This window comes from Brachyspira hampsonii (assembly GCF_001746205.1).
Lineage (GTDB): Bacteria > Spirochaetota > Brachyspiria > Brachyspirales > Brachyspiraceae > Brachyspira > Brachyspira hampsonii_B.
In genome coordinates this window covers 71,793-92,753 of sequence record NZ_MDCO01000010.1, presented here as the reverse complement: position 1 = coordinate 92,753, position 20,961 = coordinate 71,793, and the positions used below count along the sequence as shown (strand labels likewise).

21 protein-coding genes are annotated in these 20,961 nt (G+C 27.0%); 11 read left to right on the top strand and 10 right to left on the bottom strand.

Annotation, left to right across the window (positions count from 1 at the left end; all coding sequences use genetic code 11):
- Positions 1-43 precede the first annotated feature (43 nt).
- From BFL38_RS08040 to hisA, 5 genes are all read right to left on the bottom strand, one after another.
- Entirely contained in the window at positions 44-874 is an 831-nt protein-coding gene (locus tag BFL38_RS08040) for a tetratricopeptide repeat protein (protein WP_069726573.1), read from the bottom strand.
- Between the two features lie 448 nt (positions 875-1,322).
- Positions 1,323-2,114 (bottom strand): type I methionyl aminopeptidase, encoded by a 792-nt coding sequence (gene map / locus BFL38_RS08035; protein WP_069726572.1) that lies wholly within the window; start codon positions 2,112-2,114, stop codon positions 1,323-1,325.
- Positions 2,115-2,131: 17 nt separating this feature from the next.
- Entirely contained in the window at positions 2,132-2,635 is a 504-nt protein-coding gene (locus tag BFL38_RS08030) for a bactofilin family protein (RefSeq protein ID WP_069726571.1), read from the bottom strand.
- Between the two features lie 88 nt (positions 2,636-2,723).
- Entirely contained in the window at positions 2,724-3,683 is a 960-nt protein-coding gene (locus BFL38_RS08025; protein ID WP_069726570.1) for an FkbM family methyltransferase, read from the bottom strand.
- A gap of 186 nt (positions 3,684-3,869) precedes the next feature.
- Positions 3,870-4,586 carry a 1-(5-phosphoribosyl)-5-[(5-phosphoribosylamino)methylideneamino]imidazole-4-carboxamide isomerase gene (gene hisA / locus BFL38_RS08020; RefSeq protein WP_069726569.1) on the bottom strand — a complete coding sequence of 239 codons (717 nt, stop codon included), beginning with the start codon at positions 4,584-4,586 and terminating at the stop codon, positions 3,870-3,872.
- 143 nt (positions 4,587-4,729) lie between these two features.
- Between hisA and BFL38_RS08015 the strand changes: the two genes are divergently transcribed.
- Complete coding sequence (locus tag BFL38_RS08015) at positions 4,730-5,737, top strand: AAA family ATPase (RefSeq protein ID WP_069726568.1); 1,008 nt, start codon at positions 4,730-4,732, stop codon at positions 5,735-5,737.
- A gap of 483 nt (positions 5,738-6,220) precedes the next feature.
- On the top strand, positions 6,221-6,421 hold the full coding sequence (locus tag BFL38_RS08010) for a tetratricopeptide repeat protein (RefSeq protein WP_069726567.1): 201 nt from the start codon (positions 6,221-6,223) through the stop codon (positions 6,419-6,421).
- Between the two features lie 745 nt (positions 6,422-7,166).
- On the opposite strand, the gene leuS is transcribed toward BFL38_RS08010, so the two are convergent.
- Complete coding sequence (leuS, locus tag BFL38_RS08005) at positions 7,167-9,728, bottom strand: leucine--tRNA ligase (protein ID WP_069726566.1); 2,562 nt, start codon at positions 9,726-9,728, stop codon at positions 7,167-7,169.
- Between the two features lie 566 nt (positions 9,729-10,294).
- Between leuS and BFL38_RS08000 the strand changes: the two genes are divergently transcribed.
- Positions 10,295-11,545, top strand: coding sequence for an NAD(P)-dependent alcohol dehydrogenase (locus tag BFL38_RS08000; RefSeq protein WP_069726565.1), 1,251 nt, complete (start codon positions 10,295-10,297; stop codon positions 11,543-11,545).
- 62 nt (positions 11,546-11,607) lie between these two features.
- Here the strand turns inward: BFL38_RS08000 and BFL38_RS07995 are convergent, their stop codons facing one another.
- Genes BFL38_RS07995 through BFL38_RS07985 form a run of 3 tightly spaced genes read right to left on the bottom strand, consistent with a single transcriptional unit; the run spans position 11,608 to position 13,952 of the window.
- Complete coding sequence (locus BFL38_RS07995; protein WP_069726564.1) at positions 11,608-12,222, bottom strand: rubrerythrin family protein; 615 nt, start codon at positions 12,220-12,222, stop codon at positions 11,608-11,610.
- Between the two features lie 26 nt (positions 12,223-12,248).
- Positions 12,249-12,890: a class I SAM-dependent methyltransferase gene (locus BFL38_RS07990; protein WP_069726563.1), complete on the bottom strand. Its 642-nt coding sequence runs from the start codon at positions 12,888-12,890 to the stop codon at positions 12,249-12,251.
- Between the two features lie 36 nt (positions 12,891-12,926).
- The gene (locus BFL38_RS07985; RefSeq protein ID WP_069726562.1) at positions 12,927-13,952 is read right to left on the bottom strand and encodes an aldose epimerase family protein; all 1,026 of its coding nucleotides are present in this window, start codon (positions 13,950-13,952) and stop codon (positions 12,927-12,929) included.
- A 171-nt stretch (positions 13,953-14,123) separates the two neighbouring features.
- Here BFL38_RS07985 and BFL38_RS07980 point away from each other — a divergent pair, with 171 nt between their 5' ends.
- From BFL38_RS07980 to BFL38_RS07950, 7 genes are all read left to right on the top strand, one after another.
- Positions 14,124-14,444, top strand: coding sequence for an ArsR/SmtB family transcription factor (locus BFL38_RS07980; protein ID WP_069726561.1), 321 nt, complete (start codon positions 14,124-14,126; stop codon positions 14,442-14,444).
- 24 nt (positions 14,445-14,468) lie between these two features.
- Entirely contained in the window at positions 14,469-15,512 is a 1,044-nt protein-coding gene (arsB, locus tag BFL38_RS07975) for an ACR3 family arsenite efflux transporter (protein ID WP_069726560.1), read from the top strand.
- Positions 15,513-15,660: 148 nt separating this feature from the next.
- Positions 15,661-16,674 carry a permease gene (locus BFL38_RS07970; protein WP_069726559.1) on the top strand — a complete coding sequence of 338 codons (1,014 nt, stop codon included), beginning with the start codon at positions 15,661-15,663 and terminating at the stop codon, positions 16,672-16,674.
- A 27-nt stretch (positions 16,675-16,701) separates the two neighbouring features.
- Positions 16,702-17,007, top strand: coding sequence for a thioredoxin family protein (locus tag BFL38_RS07965; protein WP_069726558.1), 306 nt, complete (start codon positions 16,702-16,704; stop codon positions 17,005-17,007).
- 84 nt (positions 17,008-17,091) lie between these two features.
- Entirely contained in the window at positions 17,092-17,409 is a 318-nt protein-coding gene (gene sec1 / locus BFL38_RS07960; RefSeq protein WP_218070529.1) for a thioredoxin-like selenoprotein Sec.1, read from the top strand.
- A 68-nt stretch (positions 17,410-17,477) separates the two neighbouring features.
- The gene (gene sec2 / locus BFL38_RS07955; RefSeq protein ID WP_218070527.1) at positions 17,478-17,819 is read left to right on the top strand and encodes a thioredoxin-like selenoprotein Sec.2; all 342 of its coding nucleotides are present in this window, start codon (positions 17,478-17,480) and stop codon (positions 17,817-17,819) included.
- Positions 17,820-17,990: 171 nt separating this feature from the next.
- Positions 17,991-19,013 carry a sugar kinase gene (locus BFL38_RS07950; RefSeq protein WP_069726555.1) on the top strand — a complete coding sequence of 341 codons (1,023 nt, stop codon included), beginning with the start codon at positions 17,991-17,993 and terminating at the stop codon, positions 19,011-19,013.
- Between the two features lie 5 nt (positions 19,014-19,018).
- Here the strand turns inward: BFL38_RS07950 and BFL38_RS07945 are convergent, their stop codons facing one another.
- On the bottom strand, positions 19,019-19,726 hold the full coding sequence (locus tag BFL38_RS07945; RefSeq protein WP_069726554.1) for a GntR family transcriptional regulator: 708 nt from the start codon (positions 19,724-19,726) through the stop codon (positions 19,019-19,021).
- Between the two features lie 338 nt (positions 19,727-20,064).
- Here BFL38_RS07945 and BFL38_RS07940 point away from each other — a divergent pair, with 338 nt between their 5' ends.
- Positions 20,065-20,937 (top strand): hypothetical protein, encoded by an 873-nt coding sequence (locus BFL38_RS07940; protein WP_069726553.1) that lies wholly within the window; start codon positions 20,065-20,067, stop codon positions 20,935-20,937.
- Positions 20,938-20,961 lie beyond the last annotated feature (24 nt).

Genomic DNA, 20,961 nt, shown 5'->3' with positions numbered 1-20,961 from the left:
AAAAATACACCATTGCTCTTTATTTTTAATACATATTATAAAATTAATTTAATTTCTTAGGTATTCTTACATTCTTCAATGCCTCTAATCTTTGGACTATAGCCTTCTGAACATTAAAATTGCTAGGTTCAACATAATCAAAATCATATTTAATAGCAAGCATTAAAGTTTCTTTTTCTCGTACATAATTACGCATTCTTCTATATATTAAAGACATTCTAAAAAGAGATAATTTTTGTCTATATCCATTAATATAGGCCTGTCTGTAATAATCTACAGCGGAAGTACCTCTGTTTCTATTACCATAATGCTCGGCCAATTTGAAGTATATTCTTCCTTTTTCATAATTCTTATATGTATTTTCAGCCATAGCAATAATCTCTTTTTCTATATTGGCATAATTATTTTCATCTATTAATTTTTCATAAATATATAAAAGACTGAAATATGCATCTAACTTATATGCAGGTATTGTAAGATTAGTAGCTAAATTTATAGCTTTTTTATATTCTTCTATAGCCAAGCGATAAGAAGCAGCACCGCCTTGTTCTGCTGGGTTTCCAGCTTCTTTTTCATATATTAAACCTAGAAAATAATGGGCATCAGCATTATTAGGATAATACATCAAAGTTTTATTCATTATAAATAGAGCATAAGGAATATCATTATTATGTATTGCTCTTTTTGCCTCTCCTATATATACCCAAGCAGGCTCTAATTTACCTTTGAATAATGCTTCGTATGTATTAGTCTCAATTTCAATAGTTCTTGCAGTATCTGCTGTTCTGTTAGGAGTATTAAGCGATTGCCCCTGAGAATATACTGATAAACAAGTCAATATTAATATAATAAATATAAAAAATATATGTTTCATAATATAAATCAAAAATAAAGTTTTATTGTCTAAAGTATCGGTATAATAAATTTTTACATTATACTATTTTTTTATTTCGTTACAGATAGGATTATCTCTAAGATAAATACTATCAGCAAACATATTTTTAGCTATATGAATATATTTAATCTGATGCATTACTAAAGTTTATAATCGTAATTTACAAATACTACATTTCCAAACAATAATTCCGATACATTATCTTAGTCATTAAAATTCATTTCAATATATTCTATAAGCTCATCTTGATATTTTACACCTATATTCTACATTTAAATAAAAATGAACTCTATCTTAAGAAAATACTAATCTTACATTCATCATATAAACTTATGCTACCTGATTTCTATATAGTTAGAATAGCATCGCTTTTATAGTATTTTTATATTTTCTCCATAACTTAAGATAATGAAGTTTTGCCTCTTATTTAACCAAGATATTTTTTTACTATCTCATCATCTTCTAAAGCTGTTAATATCTCAACACCATCTTCTTTAACGGCTACAGTATGTTCATAATGTGCTGACAATGATCCGTCCCTAGTAATAATAGTCCAATCATCATCTTCTATTAAAATAGCATGATGCCCCATATTAACCATAGGCTCTATTGCTATAACCATATTTGTTTTAAGTATTGGACCTGCTCCCTCTTTTCCTCTATTTGGTACAGCAGGCTCTTCATGCAAATTTGCACCAACTCCATGACCTTGAAACTCTCTTACCAGAGAATAACCTGCATCTTCAGCAGTTTTTTGAATAGCATGAGAAACATCTCCCAAATGAACTCCGTCTTTTATCTTTTTTACACCATTATAAAATGACTCCATAGTAACTTCAATCAATCTTGAAGCATCTTCTGATACATTTCCTACTTTAAAAGTAAATGCTCTGTCAGAATGATATCCTTTATAATATACACCTATATCAAGTCCTATAATATCCCCATCTTTTAAAATTTTCTTTTTACTTGGTATTCCATGTATTACTTCATTATTTATAGAAGAACATATAGAACCAGGAAAAGGAGGTCTGCCGTAACCTTTAAATGAAGGTTTGGCATTATGCTTTCTTATATAATCATAAACAAATTTATCTATTTCTTTAGTAGAGATACCCGGCTGAATTATTTTTTCAACTTCTTTAAATACATTAGCCAATATATGTCCGCTTTCACGCATTAAATTAATTTCAGCTTGTGTTTTTATTTTTATAGCCATTTATGAATACACCTTAATTAAAAAATACTATTATTTGAATTATTATTATCTGTGTTATAAGAGTTATAAGTATTATTATTATCTAATGACGAATTATTATCAGAAGTATTATTATTTTCTGATACCTCATCTTCAATTTTTATGCCTGTAAAAGATTCATGTACTACTTTTGTGATATCTTTTTTCTGGCCGCCTGTTATAGTCATTTCACCTTGTATAACTGCACCTTCTCCTACATCTATTTTAGGGGCTTCGATATTTCCTAAAACTCTTCCTGTTTCTATCAATATAACTTCTTTTTGAGCATCTATATTACCGATTAAAGTACCAGCTATTGTAATGCTTTCTGTTATAATAGTGCTTGTCTTTACCTTGCCATTAGGACCTATAATTAAATGTCCGTCTATCTTCAATTCACCTTCAAATTTTCCATCTATTTGAAAAGAACCTTTTACGATAAAAGTACCTTTAAAAGATGAACCATCTCCTATAACGCTGTTTACTATATCTTTTCTTGCCATAAATTTTAATCTCCTAAAGTTGCATTTTATAAGTATCGTTATAAAAAGTCAATATTATATATTAGCATATAACAATTATAACATAATTTTATTTTTTAGGTATACAAAAAAGTATTGTCTCTCCTCCCCAAGGAGAAAATGTTCTTATATAATATTCGTAATTTTCTGTTATTTCTTTTATAAACACAGGAATTTTATAAAAATCCTCCATAAAAAGCTCGCCTCCATGATATATAGCTATAGCAAGAGAAGGACGAAATTTTTTTATTGTATTTAAAGCACCTTCTAGTATATGCATCTCCGCTCCTTCAACATCCATTTTAAGATAATCTATCTTGCGTATATTATTACTCTCAACAAAATCATCTACAGTAACAGCATTCATCTTAACTGTAGGAGTATTAGGCGTCATAGATACAAAATCTACACTTTCATTCTTATTAGAAAAAAGAATATTTTCTAAAACAACATTATTTAATTTATATTTTTCTTTAATCAATTTTAATGTTTCAAAAGCATTTATATCCGGCTCAAAAGCATAAATCTTTGCATTATCATTACATTTTTTTGAAAAGAAATAAGCCGTATCTCCTTTCCAAGCACCTATATCGAATATAACACTATCGCCGCCTACTTCAAATATGTTTTTTATATTATATTGCTCAAGTCCGAATATATAAAAAAGTAAAAAATTTTCTATTTCGCTAGGATATTTATATTTTTCTAAAGAAAACAGAAATCTTTTTAATCCCCAAGAAAATATATTAATAGAGCCGTATTTCATACTTAATTTTATTTTCTCTTTTGAATTAGTATAAGCATCTCTGTAAAATGATAATAAATATCTATATCTTACTATTTTTTCAAATAAATCTTTAGAATAAGATTCATAAAGCATATTATAAAAAATATCAAAACTATTATTATTTTCTTCTTTCATTGCTCTGATAAAATTATCATTATTTTCTATTTTCTCTATTTCTTCTTTTATAAAATTTTTATTTACTATTTTTCTGCATTTTTCTAATATATTATTTATTTCTTTCATAATTATTGCTAATATAAAAATTGTTCGCTAACAATGTCTAGCTAGACGATCACAATTTTTATAATACCCCCAAAAATTATTGCTAATAAAAACTGCTCGCTAACAATGTCTAGTAAATGACTCCGTCCGCTTTTGGAGAATTTAATAAACGCTCACAATTTTTATGACACCGCAAAAGATTAATAATTAAATATCTGCTATTTCTATTATTCTTTTTAAATCTATTTTACCCTCATATATAGCTTTTCCAACTATCGCACCATTAATTTTCATATCTCTTAATTTTATAATTTCATCTTCAAAAGTAACACCTCCTGAAGCTATAATATTGCATGAAAGTTTTTCTCTCAACTCTTTATATATATCCAAATTAGTTCCGGAAAGTTTTCCGTCTTTTGAAATATCTGTATAGATAATAGTATCTATACCCATACTATCTAATTTCATACAAAACTCTACAGAGTCCAATTTTTTTATTTCTTTCCAACCTTTAACTGCTATCATTCTATTTCTTGAATCTATAGAAACTGCTATATGTTCTTTATACTTATTAATCATATTCTCAGTAAAATCTATATTTTCAACAGCAGCTGTTCCCAATATTGTTCTTTTTACTCCTATATCCAAATATTTTTTTATAGTTTCTTCATTTCTTATGCCGCCGCCTACTTCTACAAATAAATTACAGTTCTTTATTATCTTTTCTATTGTTTTAAAATTAATAGTTTCTCCGTCGCTTGCTCCGTCCAAATCAACTACATGCAAATAACTGCTTCCGCTTTTAATAAAAAAATCCAAGACCTCTAAAGGATCCTTAAAATAAGTAGTTTTATTATCATAATCGCCTTCTACAAGCCTTACAACCTCTCCATTTTTCAAATCTATTGCAGGTAGTATATACATATTAATCCCCTAAAAATATCGTTATCTATAATAGTGCCTATTATAGCATATAATTAATAAATGTAAAAATTAATAAACTCTATTTTTTTCTCAAAACTCCGATATTTAATTCTGTAATAATTACAATTTGTTGGATTTTTATTATGATTAAAAACTTATATATAGAAAATTTTAAATGTTTTAATAAAATTGAAATAAATGATTTTAAAAAAATAAATTTCTTAGTAGGAAAAAATAACTTAGGAAAAACCACTATACTTGAAACTTTAATGCTTATTTTATCAGAATCTCGTATAAACATAATAGAAAATATCAAAACTATAAGCAGAGCAAAAGAAAATAAAACCGAAATAAAAACATTATTTTATAATTTCAACTATTATAATAATATAAATTTTAATTATAATAAAGATAATAAAAGCTATAATATTAATATTAGTCCTATATTAAAAGATAATAAAATACCTAATGATAATAATATTGAATTAAATTATAACACTATTATTAATAATGATGATTCTAATGATAATTATATAGAAGAGAAAAAAATAACCATACCTAATATTAATAATACTATATTTATGATGGGTAAAAAAGCTGAAAATATAGTGAACAGAGAAGAAACTTATATACCAAGTACAATAGAATATCATACATTAACAGCATATCTAATAGAAATTTTAAAAGGCAAAAATGAAGAACCTATAATAGAAATGCTTTCATTTTTCAATAATAACATAAAATCAATAAATGTACTTAATAATGATATTTATCTTAATATTGAAGGAATGAATGAATTACTAATATTGAATTTAATGGGAGAAGGATTAAAAAAATATTTATCTATAATACTTCCTATAGCAGCAAACAAGAATAATGTAATTTTGGCAGATGATATAACAAACCCATTAGATAGTGACACTGCTAAATATTTATTTAAAAGCATTTTAAATCTAAGCAGAAATAATGATATGCAAATGTTTTTCACAATTAATAATTATGAAACATTAAGACTTTTATATAAAGCAGTAAATGACAGCGAAGAATTTAATGATATAAAAGATTCAATAAACATTATTAACATAACTAATACTGAAGAAGGTTTTAAATCTTACAATTATAATATTGATAATGTAAATGAATTATTATAATTTCAACAAGAAATTTATTTAAGTTTCTAATATTATATACGCACGCAGAATAAAATCATAAATAATAAAATAATTATGAATTCTAACATTTATCATATATAAAATTTATCTAACCGTGCGTAGAGTAGATTTTTAAATTTAATAAGCACTTGGGCGGGGGCTAAAATTTCTGATTTAGCTATAAATATAACAAAAATTAAAATTTGAAAATAAAACAATAAAATATAAAGGGCGGGGATGTAAATAAAATTTTAAAATATAAAAAATTATTTATGTTATAATGATTATATTAATATTTGTTATATAGGAGCGACCAATCTCAATATTTAGCTATTTCTTTAAAAAGCCTATAGACAAATATAAATTAGAAAAATCTCGCTTAAAAGACTATGATAAAGCTATAAACTTTTATGAAGAAACCTTAAAAAATAATAAAGATTTAAAAATAGATCCAAATCATATTAAATCATATAATAATAGAGAATGATTAAATATGATATGGGGCTTTTTGAAGATGCTATTAAAGATTATGATAGAGCAATAGAACTTGATAATAATTATTTTGAAGCCTACTGTAATAGAGCAAATGCTGAATATAGTTTAAAAATGTATAAAGAGGCATTAAAAGATTATAAAAAAGCTTTGGAGTTAGATACTACTAATAATATCGTCATAAAAACATAAAAAATATTGAAGATAAATATAGTTTTAGATAAAATTTAATTAATTTTAAAATTTTATTCTAACTCCCGCCCATTTAATTTTATGGTTTTATTTGTTATTATTGTTATTTTATTATTTATAAACTTTTACTGTTATTAATGAAGCCCGCCCAATCTTTATTTAAATTTGAAGTATTCACAATGCACGTTAAACGAAATTCTAAATATAAGATAGTTATGAATTATAATTGTGATTATATATCTAAACAAATATAATTTGTCAATTTTGAGTTGTTAATAAATGTAATTATAAATTATAAATAATATAAAGTATTATTAATTATTAATAAAATAAGTTTTAAATGTATGATAGTATCTGTATTTTATTAAAAAATGCAGTCATTTTGCTTCTCGCCGCAGGCGGGCTGTGCCTGGGTCACCACCGAGTATGTGCCTAGACGGCAAAAGAAGTGGGGGTTCGGGGGCTAGTCCACGAAAATATTAAAATATAAAAACTAATTTTTGACAAACTTAAAAATTGTCAGTATATATAAAATTCTACTTACCGTGCGTAAAATAAAGTTTTAAATTTAATAAACACTTGGGTGGGTGCCTTAATTTGTAATTAGACTATAAAAATAATAAAAATTAAAATGTGAAAATAAAACAATAAAATATAAAGGGTGGGAATGTAATTAAAGCCAAATAAAAAAGAGTATAGATTTTTTAAGTCCATACTCTTTAATATCTTTTTAATAATTATATTTTTATTTTACTACTATGTTTACAAGTTTGCCTTTAACATAAACTACTTTAATAATATTTTTACCTTCTGTGAATGCTTTAACTTTTTCGCTTGATAATGCCTGAGTTTTAGCATCATCTTCGCTTATATTGACATCAGCTTCTACTCTATCTCTTATCTTTCCATTTACTTGGAATACAAGCTCGAATGTATCGTCTTTACAATACTGTTCATCATGTTCAACCCAGCTTTCTTCAAGTATCATCTTACCAAAGTTTAGTATCTGATAAAGCTCTTCTGTAATATGAGGAGCTATTGGATTAAGAAGTATTAAATATCCTCTTATGACTTCTTTAAACATAGCATAATCATCATTATTATCCAATTTCATTACAGACATATCATTCAAAAGCTCCATTAAAGCAGCAATCGCAGTATTAAAATGGAATCTGTCTTTAATATCTATTGTAACTTTTTTTATAGTTTTATTATATTTTCTGAATAATTTTTGTCCTTCTTTTGAAAAGTTATTATAATCAAATGTCTTACCATTTTTGAATGCTTCTTCATCTTTGTATTTTAGAAATAAGTTCCAAATTCTATTTAAAAATCTTGCAGAACCTTTAACCCCTTCATCAGACCACTCTTTATCTTTTTCAGGCGGAGCAACAAACATAACAAATATTCTAACTGCATCAGCACCGAAAAGCTCTATAATCTCAGCAGGATCAACTCCATTAGCTTTTGACTTAGACATCTTTTCCATTTTTACTATTATATCTTCTTTTTTTATACCGTCTTTTTCATAAGCTTTATTATTCATCTCTTCCTGAGTATAGAATTTTTTTAACTCTCTTGATTCATAGCTGTTTGCTAAAACCATACCTTGAGTAAGAAGTCTATTGAAAGGCTCATCTCCTTTGATAAGTCCAATATCTCTCATAAACTTGTACCAGAATCTTGAATATAAAAGGTGCATACAAGCATGCTCAATACCACCTATATATTGGTCAACCCCAAGCCAAGCATTAGCAATAGCAGGGTCAAAAGGCATTTTATCATTATGAGCATCAGTGTATCTTGCATAATACCAAGAACTGCAGGTAAATGTATCCATAGTGTCGGTTTCTCTTTTAGCTTTTCCTCCGCATTTAGGACAAGTCGTATTAACAAATGACTCTGATTTTTTAAGAGGGTTATCTCCAACTGTAAACTCAATATCCATAGGAAGAGTTATAGGAAGCTCGCTTTCAGGCACAGGTACAATTCCGCATTTCTCACAATGTACAAAAGGAAGAGGATTGCCCCAATATCTTTGTCTTGATATAAGCCAATCTCTAAGTTTGTATTGTACTTTCTCACTGCCGAACCCTTTTTCTGATGCATAGCTTATAGCCTTTTTAATAGCATCTCTTGTAGAAAGTCCGTTTAAAATATCAGAATTAACAACCACTCCATCTTCAGTATATGCTTCGGTCATGTTTTCAGCTTTCAAAGAATTATCAGCATTCTGTATAACTACTTTTACAGGTATATTATATTTTTTAGCAAATTCAAAGTCCCTCTGGTCATGAGCAGGAACAGCCATTACAGCACCGCTTCCGTATTCAGCCAAAACGAAATTAGCAGCGTATAAAGGAGCTTTTTCACCATTAAAAGGATTTACAACATATCTTCCAGTAAATACACCTTCTTTTTCATAATCAGTTTTTTGATCTATTTTAGCAGATTTCTTTATGAACTCTTCTACGGAACTTTTTTGTTCATCTGTACACATATCCAAAAGCCCATCATAATTCCAAGCTATCGCCATGTAAGTAACACCGTAAATAGTATCTGGACGGGTTGTAAATATAGGAAAATCTTTACCGTCATCTAAAGTAAAATTAACATAAGCACCAACACTTCTTCCTATCCAGTTTTTCTGCATAGCTATAACATTGTCAGGCCAATATCCTTCAAGCAATTTTAAATCTGCATCTAATTGTTCTGCATAATCAGTAACTTTTATATACCATTGTTCTAGTTTCTTTTTAGTAACCTCTCCATCGCATCTCCAGCAAGTGCCTTCAGGAGTAACCTGTTCATTTGCAAGCACTGTATTACAATGATCGCACCAGTTAACATCACCGCCTTTTCTATATAGAAGTCCTTTTTCATACATTTTTAATATAAACCATTGTCCCCATTTATAGTAATCAGGCAAACAAGTTGTAACTTCTCTGTCCCAATCATAAGAGTATCCAAGCAAATTTAACTGCTCTTTCATATTAGCTATATTTTTTAAAGTCCATTCTGCTGGGTGAGTTTTATGTTCTATAGCAGCATTTTCTGCAGGCATACCGAAAGCGTCCCAGCCCATTGGATGCAATATATCATATCCTAAAAGCCTATAGTATCTAGATATAGAGTCGGCTATAGTATAGTTAGAAACATGACCCATATGCATTTTACCAGACGGATAAGGAAACATTTCCAGTACATAATATTTTTTGTCTGTAGGTTTAGATGTTGTTTTAAAAGAATTATTATCTTTCCAGAATTTCTGCCATTTCTTTTCAATGGTAGTAAAATTATATTCCATAATATACACTCCGTAGTTTGTTTGATAGATACTATTAATTTTTATTAAAATATTAAAATTTAGTTTACATATTTTTAATGTCGAAAATTATATTGCAAATTCATATATTTTTCAAGTAATAATATTATTTTAAATTTTATTTCACACCCCACCCTTTATTTTTTACAACTATATTTTGAAATTCTAATTTTAATTATATTTATAGTTTAATTAGAAATTAAAGCACCCACCCAAGAGATTATTAAATTTAAAAACACACTCTACGCACGGTTAATGAAATTTTATATATAATAAAAATTAACATTCAAAATCAATTTATATTTATAATTCCATTCTGCGTGCGGTGTAGAAATTCAAAATCTGAACAAATCTAGGGTGGGTGTTATAGTAACAGTAAAAACTAAAAAGAATAATAGAACAATAATAACAAAGAAAGCCATAAAACAAAATTGGCGGGAATTAGAATAAAATTTAATATATGAATAAATAAAAAAATAGCTTGACTCTGGAGTTTACTTCAATGATATAATATAATTATAGAAATTTATTATGAAGGAGATTATAAAATGAAAAAAGCTATATTAGTAACTATACTCTCAATATTATTTATAATGTCATGTAATAATTCATCGAATGCTCAAACAAGTATAAATACAAAAAATAATAATACTTTACAAAATCAGAATAATTCTTCAAATGCAATGTATAATCAGGAACTTAAAAAAGCACCGATCAATATACAAACCAATGCAAACGGAAGAGTAAAATCAAGAGGATTTGCTGCTGTTTCTGCCAATATGGATTTTAAATATCATGAGTTTACAAGACATGCAGTAGGAGAAAATGATGTGCTAATAGAAATACTTTATGCTGGAATATGCCATAGTGATATACATGTTGTTGAAGGAAAATCCAGCAATACTCCTTTAGTAGTAGGACATGAAATAGCTGGAAGAGTGGTACAAGTAGGAAGTAAAGTTACTAAGTTTAAGGTTGGCGACTTTGCTGGTGTCGGATGTATGGTAAACTCATGCGGACAATGCGAAAGCTGTTTGGATAATTTAGAGCAGTATTGTTTAAATAGAGCAGTTTATACTTATGGTTCAATAGATAGATTTCATGGAAATGAGATAACTCAAGGAGGATACTCTGATAATATAGTAGTGTCTGAAAACTTCGCAATACTTATACCAGATAATGCAGAACTCGATAAGGTTGCTCCGCTTCTTTGTGCCGGTATAACTACTTATTCGCCTATAAAAGCTATGAATGTAAAAAAAGGAGATAAAATAGGTATTGCAGGATTCGGAGGACTTGGCTATATGGCTGTAAAATATGCTGTAAAACTAGGTGCTGAAGTAACAGTTTTTGATATAACAGAAGATAAAAGAGATGATGCTTTAAATATGGGAGCAGTAAAATATGTTAATGTAAATAATGCTGAAGACTTAAAAAATGTTAATAATACTCTTAACTATATTATAAGCACCATACCAGCATACTATGATGTTAGTATGTATATGCGTATGCTTAAAAGAGGAGGCACTATGTGTTTATTAGGACTTCCTAGAACTTCAAAAATGCCTACACTTACTGCTATGATAGGGCAACATGGCAGTAAAAAATTATTCGGCTCTTTAATAGGGGGAATAAAAGAAACTCATGAAATGCTTAATTATTCTATAGAAAATAATATTTACCCTACTGTAGAAATAATAAAAGCTGATGCTCAAACTATAAAAGAAGCATACAGAAAAGTTATAGATGGGGAAGTAAAATTCAGATATGTAATAGATATGCGTACTATAAATAAATAAAAATTTTAATAAAAATAAAGGCTGAAAATAAAAAATTTCAGTCTTTATTTTTTAATGATCAATTATTTATATTCTTTAAAAGTATTTTTATCTTTACCGCATATAGGACATTTATTTGGTTCTAAGTTAGCTTCAATATAACCGCAAGTTTCACATAAATAATACTTATCTGCTAAAGGCTTATTATTTTGAATATTATTTATAGCTTGTGTAAATAAAACATTATGTACTTTCTCTACTTTTATTATATTGTTCATTTTTTTTGCCATTTCTTTTTTATTATCTTTATTTATTACTTTCAATAATTCAGGATACATTTTAGTATATTCATAAGAAGTCATTGAAGCAGCCGATTGCAAATTCTCAATATCTTCTCCTACTTTAGGATCTCCTACCTGAGCTTTTAAAATAGTATCTGTTATATTATCTTCAATAGCAGCATCATATAAAATATTAGCATGACAGGATTTTGAATCAGAAACAGCCTGAAATAAATTAACTATAGCTTTATTTTTTGAAGCTGCAGAAAATTTAGCATAGGCAAAAGAAGAATTAATTTCCATGTCATAAGCTATAGATACAACTTCTAAAGTATTATTAGCCTCTTTTGAAGTTTGAGAATATAGAAAAAAACTGCAAATCAAAAAAACATAAATAATTAATAATTTTTTTAACATAAATACTCCGTAATTAAATATATTGATTATAATATGTCCACAAATACTGAAAAATCATTTGATAAATACTCATCAGATATTTTTATCTTGCATTTTAAATCCAAATCTTTTACCATATCACATACAATGTTAAATACTTCATCTTTTTTATAATAATAATACTTATCTCCGTATCTTTCTTTACATGAAATATCAAGCAAATTAAAACATACACCTTTTCTAGCAGCTATTAAAAAATCTCTTACAGCATTCTTTAAAAACTCTTCATTATTACCAAGATTAAGATTAAATATACCAGAAGAATATATATAATCAAAATCATCTTCTATGTCAGAACTTTTAAAAAAATCTATAGTCATAAATTGAGGATTAATATTTTTAAATTTTTTATGCTTAGCTCTTCCAATCATTTCAGGCATTATATCAATACCAATATAATAAGTATCAATATTCTGTTTATCTATATACTCAGCTAAATGTCCAAGTCCGCATCCCACATCAAGCAAAATAGCTTTTCTTATATCAAAATGATTAAGCAAAGCCTTAAATCTAGCCTCCTGAGCATCTTGTGATTCCCAATCTAAAACCTGATATTCAGGTATATTAAAATCTTTTACCCTTTCAATGTAATGCTCTATTATTACTGATTTTTTATTGTTATTATTCATGTACCCTTCCAAAAATATTTTATATAATTTTTATAGTTATTTCAATGATAATTTATATATTGTTTTATGAGTGTAATTTTTATTAGAGTCAAATATTATGCTAGGAAAATGAGGAAAATTTACAGCCCCTGGTAAATACTCAGTTTCAAAACAAAATGCATTATGCTTATTCAAAACTGTATTTCTCACTTCTCTGTTAGATAGCATATTGCCGGAATAAAAATGCATAGCAGGTTTTGTAGTATAAAGCTCTAAACATATTCCTGTTTTTTCACTATAACATGAAGCCCTTAATTTATTAAAATTATTGCTGTCATTTGTATATGATAAAATATTTTTTTCATTAAAAATAAAACAATTATCATAACCATTTGCTTTTTCTATATCAGCACCTATTTTTTTTGTTTTAGTAAAATCAAAAGGAGTGTTTTCTGTTTTTAATATTTCCCCGCTTGATACACATTCTTCAGTTACTGGAAGATAAAACAAAGAATCTATAAATAAATCATGTTCATATATAGTGCCTTCTCCATTAAGATTCCAATAAGCATGATTAGTAAAGTTTAAAGGCGTAGGAGCATCAGCATTTGCCAAATAATTTATTAATATTTCATTATTATCTGTCAAAGTGTATATTATTTCAATACTAACATTGGCAGGATATCCCTCTTCTCCGTTTTTTGAAAAATATGTAAATGATACAGAATTACTTCCCAATACTTTAGAATCAAATTTCTTAAATGAAATGCCTTCTATACCGCCATGTAAGTGATGTTTATTATTATCATTTTTTGCTAATTTATATGTTTGTCCGTCAAGTGTAAATTCTGCATTTATAGTTCTATTAGCTACCCTTCCTACAGAAGCTCCTATATAATCATGCGGATTCAAATAAAATGAATAATCATCACTTCCGAATGATACCTGCACTTCATTTCCATTTTTATCTTTAAAAAATACACCTGCTATTGAAGCACCTATATCTGTAAGTTTTAATACCATGTCATTTTTGTTTTTTAACTCATATAAAAGATAACCGCTTCCAAAATTTTTAACCTGCATACTATAAAACTCCAAATTATTTAATATTAATAATCAATACTAAATTATATCATTATATGTTTTTATTTCAATAAATAATAATAAACATATTGACAATTATCGATATGTATGTTATTATAATACGCATCGATAATAATCGATATATAATTATTAAAAGGATAGTTTATAAAAATGAGGGATTATAAAGAAGAAGCAATTATATTCAAAGCATTCTGCGATGAAAACAGACTTAAAATATTAGAAATGATTAAAGAAGGAGAAATATGTGCCTGCGAACTTTTAGAAAAATTAAATATAGTACAGTCAACATTATCTCATCACATGAAAATACTTTGCGACTCAAAAATCATTGTAGGAAGAAAAGAAGGCAAATGGACTTATTATAGTTTTAATGAAGAAGGAATAAAAAAAGCAGAAAAATTGATAGGATATTACACAAATATATCATCATATAAAAAAGATGAAATAAAAAAAGAAAAATGTAAATGCTAAATATGAGTTTTAAAGGATAGTACAATGAATAATAAAAAAGAAAATATAAGTTTTTTTCAGAAATATTTAAGCTTATGGGTATTTATATGTATGATTATAGGAATATTAATATCAAAATTTTTACAAGTAATACCAAACACATTAAATAAATTTGAATATGCAAATGTTTCTATACCAATAGCAGTATTAATATGGCTAATGATATACCCTATGATGATGAGTGTAGATTTTCAAAGCATAAAGAACATTACAAAAAATCCTCAGGGACTTTTTCTCACTTGGGTTGTAAATTGGCTTATAAAACCTTTTACTATGTTTTTTATATCATCTTTATTTTTCTATACTATATTAAATAATATAATACCTAAAGATTTAGCAAAAGAATATTTAGTTGGTGCCGTACTTTTAGGTGCTGCTCCTTGTACTGCAATGGTATTTGTTTGGAGTGCTTTAACAAATGGAAATCCTTCATATACCGTAGTTCAGGTTGCAACTAATGATTTAATAATACTCATAGCATTTGTTCCTATAGTAAAATTTTTATTAGGCATATCAAATGTTGCTGTACCTTGGGATACATTATTTTTATCTGTAGTATTATTTGTACTTATACCATTAACTGCTGGAATTATCACAAGAGTTTATGTATGCAGTAAAAAAGGAATAGAATATTTTAATAATATTTTTATACATAAATTTGATAATATTACAATAATAGGATTACTATTAACATTAATATTATTATTCAGCTTTCAAGGAAATGTCATACTATCAAATCCTATACATATAATTTTGATAGCAATACCTTTAATATTACAGACTTTTTTAATATTTTTCATAGCTTATATTGCAGCATATTTATTGAAACTTCCATATAATGTAGCTGCACCTGCAGGAATGATAGGAGCTTCCAACTTCTTTGAGCTTGCCGTTGCTGTAGCTGTATCATTATTCGGAGTTAATTCTGGAGCTGCACTTTCAACTATTGTAGGAGTATTAGTAGAAGTACCTGTAATGCTTACTCTTGTAAAAATAGCAAATGCAACAAAAAGTAAATTCACAAATTAATAACAGGCGGTAATAATGCAAAACATAATATCAATATGCAGCACTTTATCTATAAAAGGTAAATGTTATTACTCTAAATATTTTTAATAATTAAAATATCAAAAAAATTAGAAGTTAATTAAAAAAAATAAAATTTGGAGTTATAAAAATGGAAATCATAAAAACAATATTTATATTTATACAGGATCAAATAATATCAATGAAATGGCTAAATACATTGATAGGCAATATACTAAATAATTTTACTTTATCAGAAACATTGAAAGGATCATTACAATTCTTTTTTTATGATGTTATAAAAATATTTGTTCTTCTTTCTGTATTAATATTTTGTATATCATATATTCAGTCTTTTTTTCCTCCGGAGAGAACAAAAAAAATATTGAGCAAGTTTAATGGAATATATGCAAATATATTAGCAGCATTACTTGGAACTGTTACTCCATTTTGCTCATGCTCATCTATACCGCTTTTTATAGGATTTACTTCTGCAGGAATACCTATTTCTATGTCATTTTCTTTTTTAATATCTTCTCCTCTTGTAGATTTAGCATCTATAATACTCTTATCAAGTATATTCGGTATGAAGATTGCTATAGCTTATGTTATTGTAGGACTTGTACTTGCTGTTGCAGGCGGAACTTTAATAGGAAAATTCAAAATGGAAAAATATTTAGAGGATTTTGTTAAAAATATAAAAACCAATAATACAGAATTAGAAATACAAACTATGACAAAAAAAGAAAGATTAATATATTCAAAAGAACAAGTTGTAGAAACTATAAAAAAAGTTTATTTATATATTTTCATAGGAGTGGCAATAGGAGCTTTTATTCATAATGTAATACCAGAAATCTGGATAAATAATATATTAGGAAAAAATAATTGGTATTCCGTACCCTTAGCAACTTTAGTAGGTATTCCAATGTATGCTGATATATTCGGAACTTTACCTATAGCAGAGAGTTTATTTTATAAAGGTGCAGGAATCGGTACTGTTTTATCATTTATGATGGCTGTTACCGCTTTGTCTCTTCCTTCAATTATCATGATAAAAAAAGTTGTAAAGATGCCGCTGCTTATATTTTTTGTGTCAGTTGTAACTATTGGTATAATAATTATTGGATATTTATTTAATAATTTTTATTTTATACTTATATAATAAAAAATAATAAAAAAGGAGAAGATTATGTTCTTTAAGAAAAAATCAGAATGCTGCTGCGGAGGTTCATGTGCAACTTCATCTGATGAAAATGCTAGAATAAAAATATTAGGCACAGGATGTAATAACTGTAAAAAATTAGAAGAAAATACTTTAAAGGCTTTGAAAGATATGGGACTTGATTTAACAGTAGGTCATATTACTGATATAGATAAAATTGCCGCTTATGGAGTTATATCCACACCTAGTCTTGTATTAGATGATAAAGTATTGTCCTATGGAAAAGTGCTGAATAAAGATGAAATAATTGAATTATTAAGAGATAAATTGTAATAAATGTATTATTTTTTAATTTTTTAATTTGCAATTATTTAATATATACCTATAATATGTATATACCAACTTTGGAGGCATATTATGGTTATAAATAGAATGCAATTCGGCTGAGGCTGTTTGCCAGACCCTCTAGAGGAGGAGGGTATAGAAAGAGAAATAGAAAAGATACTTCTTTTAGGAAATAATGATAAAAACTCTCTCGATATGCTTGATAATTTAAGAAAAGCTATATTGGAGCTAGATTTAGATTTATCAATAAAATATACAAACAGTAAAGGAAGTATGTCTTATTACGGAGTTATGACTTTACCTGCACTTATAGTAAATGATGAGCTAATATCTTACGGAGAAGTATTAGATAAAAATAGAATAGTTAGTATTCTAAAAGAAAAATTATAAATTATATTAAATTAGTAAAATTAGTAATTAATACAATATTTAATATAAAGAAAAGAAAGGAGATAAATATGTCATTAAGAGATATTCTATTTGGAAGAGGAGGATGCGGCTGAGGTCCTTCTATTAATCCCTTCGTTGAAGAGGAAACAAAAAAAGAACCGCCTATAGAAGCCAGAATAAAAATATTGGGCACAGGCTGCTCTAATTGTCAAAAATTAGAAGAAAATGTAATAGCTGCTGTAGAAGAAGCTAAACTTGATTTGGCAATTAAATATGTAGAAGATATGGCTGAAATAGCTTCGTATGGAGTAATGTCAACTCCTGCTCTATTATTAGATGATAAAGTTCTTTCTTATGGTAAGGTATTAAGCAAAGAAGATATCATTAAAATACTAAAAGAAAATTTATAATATTTTTTCTATTCTTAAAATTATAAAAGGTTAAATAATCAAAAAGTATTTAACCTTTTTATTTTTTAAATAAACATTGAATTTTTTTTAATATTTATTTGACAATTAATCTTTAGTGTACTATTATAATATTTGTAACATACTAGTATATTAATAAGCAGAGGCAGAAAAATGTCATATATAATAGGATTTGGAGAGATAATGCTAAGGCTCTCATCAATAGATAATGAAAGATTATTTCAATCCTCAAAACTTAATGCAACATTCGGAGGCGTTGAAGCTAATATTTGTGTTTTAGCTTCTATATTAGGATTAAAAAGCAGATATGTAACCGCCCTTCCTAACAATGCTATTGGTAAAAAGGTAGAAGAATTGCTTTTAAGTCATAGAGTTGATACATCTGCAATATCTTGGGAAGGTAAAAGACTTGGAATATATTTTGTAGATCCGGGTAATAATTATAGAAGTTCAAATGTTATTTATGACAGAGAATATTCTTCTATATCACAAGCCTTAATAGAAGATTTTGATTGGGATAAAGTTTTCAAAGATGCGTCATATTTTCATGTAAGCGGAGTAACACCAGCAATTAGCCAAACTGCTGCCGATCTTACACTATATGCTGTAAAAGAAGCAAAAAAAAGAAATGTCAAAGTTTCATGCGATATCAATCATAGAAAAAAATTATGGAAATATGGAAAAAAAATAGAAGAAGTAATGCCTGAAATAGTAAAATATTCTGATATAGTATTTGCCAATGAATATGATGCTGTTAAAATTTTAGGGGTAAAAAGTAATGTAGATGTAGACTCTGATATAAGCGATGATGACTACAAATCTATTATGAATGAGTTAATAGATAAATATTCATTAGATATGGTAATCACAACTAAAAGAGAGGCTATAAGTTCAAATCATAATAATATATACAGTATGTTATATGTCGATAAAAAATTATATAAATCCAAAAAATACTATATAAAAAATATTATTGACAGAATAGGTACAGGAGACTCATTTGCGGCAGGAATACTTTCCGGAATACAATTATTTGATAATTATCAGGATATATTAGAATTTGCTGCTGCGTCTTTCTGTATAAAGCATAGCATACCGGGTGATTGGAATTTAACAACAAAAGATGAGGTAATAAATTTAATGAAATCTAAAGACGGATTAGATGTCAAAAGGTAAATTCGCTATTTAAAATATTCAGGGAATTTATTTTTTAAAAACACCAAGTCATCTTTTACATGCGTTAAATGTACTTCCATGAGAGGAATAAGTTTTCTTATGTTTTTTTCTTTTATGTAAGTAAGGATATTTTTATGTTCTATTAATGTCCTAGTTCTGTCCATTTCCATTATATTGAATATTCTAGCTCTATTAAAATGTTTTATAGAATCTCTTATCAAACTGAATGTCAATTTTTTATCTGCTATTGAGAATAATAACTCATGAAATTCATTATCCAATTTGAGAAGTTCATAAACTTTATTAGTATTTATGTTCTTTTCATACTGTTCTATATTTTTATTTATTAATTTTAAATCTTTTTCTGTCTGATTCTTACAAACTATTTTGATTATTTCTTTTTCAAGCACCATTCTCATAAAGCTGGTTTCTTCAACAATAGAAGTGTCTATTAATGATACCATAGTCCCTTTTTGAGGGTATATTTCCATTAAATGCATCTTTTCTAGTCTTGAGAAAGCCTCTCTTATAGGAGTTCTGCTTATAGATAACACTTCGCTTACTATCTTTTCACTAATAAAAGTACCTGGAAGCAATGCCATATTAATAATATTATATTCTAAACATCTAACGGCATAATCACCTATAGGCTCATTAATTTCTCTCTCTAATATTATTAAATTATCTGCATTATTATTCTTAACTTTCGGCATAATCTGAAAATATATCCTTAAAATTATTTTTTATTTTATTAATAAAAATTGTTTGTACAAACATAAATCAGCTAATCGGCAAGCTATAATAAGCGGATAAATTTATTTAAATATACAAACATATTTTATTATTCATACCATAAACCGATTTAAAACTCAAAATATTCTTTATTTAATAAAGATTGTATTAAAGATACATCATTTATGAAAAACTTCAAGCAATAAAAAATAAATAAAAAAATCTAAAATATTACTTTTTTATAAAAAAATCATCATTTTTATTGACAATGGATTTTATTTTTACTAAAATACTAGTATGTTAGTAAAGGAGTTTTATTATGAAAAAAGTTTTTATTAATATTTTAGTTTTTGCTTTATTAGCAAACAGTGCATTATTTGCTCAGCAGGCAGCAAATACTCAAACAAATCCTGTTCTTCAATTCTTTAATGTATATCCGGGTTCAATGAAAATGCTAAGTTTTTACATTGAATACGCTTCCGGAGATCTAACAGGTTTGGGAAGCAATCCTAAAGGTGCGAGGACTATGGAAAATTTTGATACAAAACTTACATATTTGCAAACATTAAAAAGCGTACCTTGGTTGGGATTTGGATTTATATTCCAAGCACAATATGATAATCTTGAAGGTTGGAATAAAATTGAGGGAAACAGACCAGGAAAAAACCTTGCCAATCCTTTTAATTATTTAGAATTAACAGCAAATGTACATTTCTTAAATACTTTTAGTTTGGGACTTACTTCATCAGGAGATTTTGTATTTATGATGTATTTGAATAAAAGACTTCCTGATGTTGCAGCTTTCAAATCTCATTCTATAACAGTAATGGCTCAGCAGAATATATATATAAGAGGAAATCAGTATGATCCTGCTTCTGGAAGATTAACTCAAGGCTGGTATGACGGTACCGAGTTTAGAATAGCATATCAAATGCGTTTCAATGATTGGTTCGCATTAAGACCAGAAATACAATTCAAAATATTATCAGGTGCTCAAACTTCATTTAAAGATTGGTATTGGATAAGATTCAATCCTCGTTTACAGTTCTTCCTAGAAGAATGGACTTTCTTCTTTGAACCTAGATTATTCTACGGCGGAATATTTAAAATGGGAACATCTGAAGCTAATAAACAAGGTTTAGGATTTGAACTTAAAGTTGGTATTGACTTGACAAAATTATTCTTTGATTAATTAATATATAAAATTATAGATTTA

What these genes read in the sequence shown, in the direction of transcription:
- BFL38_RS08040 (WP_069726573.1), bottom strand. Translation starts at nt 874, where the DNA reads ATGAAACATATATTTTTTATATTTATTATATTAATATTGACTTGTTTA.
- map (WP_069726572.1), bottom strand. Translation starts at nt 2,114, where the DNA reads ATGGCTATAAAAATAAAAACACAAGCTGAAATTAATTTAATGCGTGAA.
- BFL38_RS08030 (WP_069726571.1), bottom strand. Translation starts at nt 2,635, where the DNA reads ATGGCAAGAAAAGATATAGTAAACAGCGTTATAGGAGATGGTTCATCT.
- BFL38_RS08025 (WP_069726570.1), bottom strand. Translation starts at nt 3,683, where the DNA reads ATGAAAGAAATAAATAATATATTAGAAAAATGCAGAAAAATAGTAAAT.
- hisA (WP_069726569.1), bottom strand. Translation starts at nt 4,586, where the DNA reads ATGTATATACTACCTGCAATAGATTTGAAAAATGGAGAGGTTGTAAGG.
- BFL38_RS08015 (WP_069726568.1), top strand. Translation starts at nt 4,730, where the DNA reads ATGATTAAAAACTTATATATAGAAAATTTTAAATGTTTTAATAAAATT.
- BFL38_RS08010 (WP_069726567.1), top strand. Translation starts at nt 6,221, where the DNA reads ATGATTAAATATGATATGGGGCTTTTTGAAGATGCTATTAAAGATTAT.
- leuS (WP_069726566.1), bottom strand. Translation starts at nt 9,728, where the DNA reads ATGGAATATAATTTTACTACCATTGAAAAGAAATGGCAGAAATTCTGG.
- BFL38_RS08000 (WP_069726565.1), top strand. Translation starts at nt 10,295, where the DNA reads ATGAAAAAAGCTATATTAGTAACTATACTCTCAATATTATTTATAATG.
- BFL38_RS07995 (WP_069726564.1), bottom strand. Translation starts at nt 12,222, where the DNA reads ATGTTAAAAAAATTATTAATTATTTATGTTTTTTTGATTTGCAGTTTT.
- BFL38_RS07990 (WP_069726563.1), bottom strand. Translation starts at nt 12,890, where the DNA reads ATGAATAATAACAATAAAAAATCAGTAATAATAGAGCATTACATTGAA.
- BFL38_RS07985 (WP_069726562.1), bottom strand. Translation starts at nt 13,952, where the DNA reads ATGCAGGTTAAAAATTTTGGAAGCGGTTATCTTTTATATGAGTTAAAA.
- BFL38_RS07980 (WP_069726561.1), top strand. Translation starts at nt 14,124, where the DNA reads ATGAGGGATTATAAAGAAGAAGCAATTATATTCAAAGCATTCTGCGAT.
- arsB (WP_069726560.1), top strand. Translation starts at nt 14,469, where the DNA reads ATGAATAATAAAAAAGAAAATATAAGTTTTTTTCAGAAATATTTAAGC.
- BFL38_RS07970 (WP_069726559.1), top strand. Translation starts at nt 15,661, where the DNA reads ATGGAAATCATAAAAACAATATTTATATTTATACAGGATCAAATAATA.
- BFL38_RS07965 (WP_069726558.1), top strand. Translation starts at nt 16,702, where the DNA reads ATGTTCTTTAAGAAAAAATCAGAATGCTGCTGCGGAGGTTCATGTGCA.
- BFL38_RS07950 (WP_069726555.1), top strand. Translation starts at nt 17,991, where the DNA reads ATGTCATATATAATAGGATTTGGAGAGATAATGCTAAGGCTCTCATCA.
- BFL38_RS07945 (WP_069726554.1), bottom strand. Translation starts at nt 19,726, where the DNA reads ATGCCGAAAGTTAAGAATAATAATGCAGATAATTTAATAATATTAGAG.
- BFL38_RS07940 (WP_069726553.1), top strand. Translation starts at nt 20,065, where the DNA reads ATGAAAAAAGTTTTTATTAATATTTTAGTTTTTGCTTTATTAGCAAAC.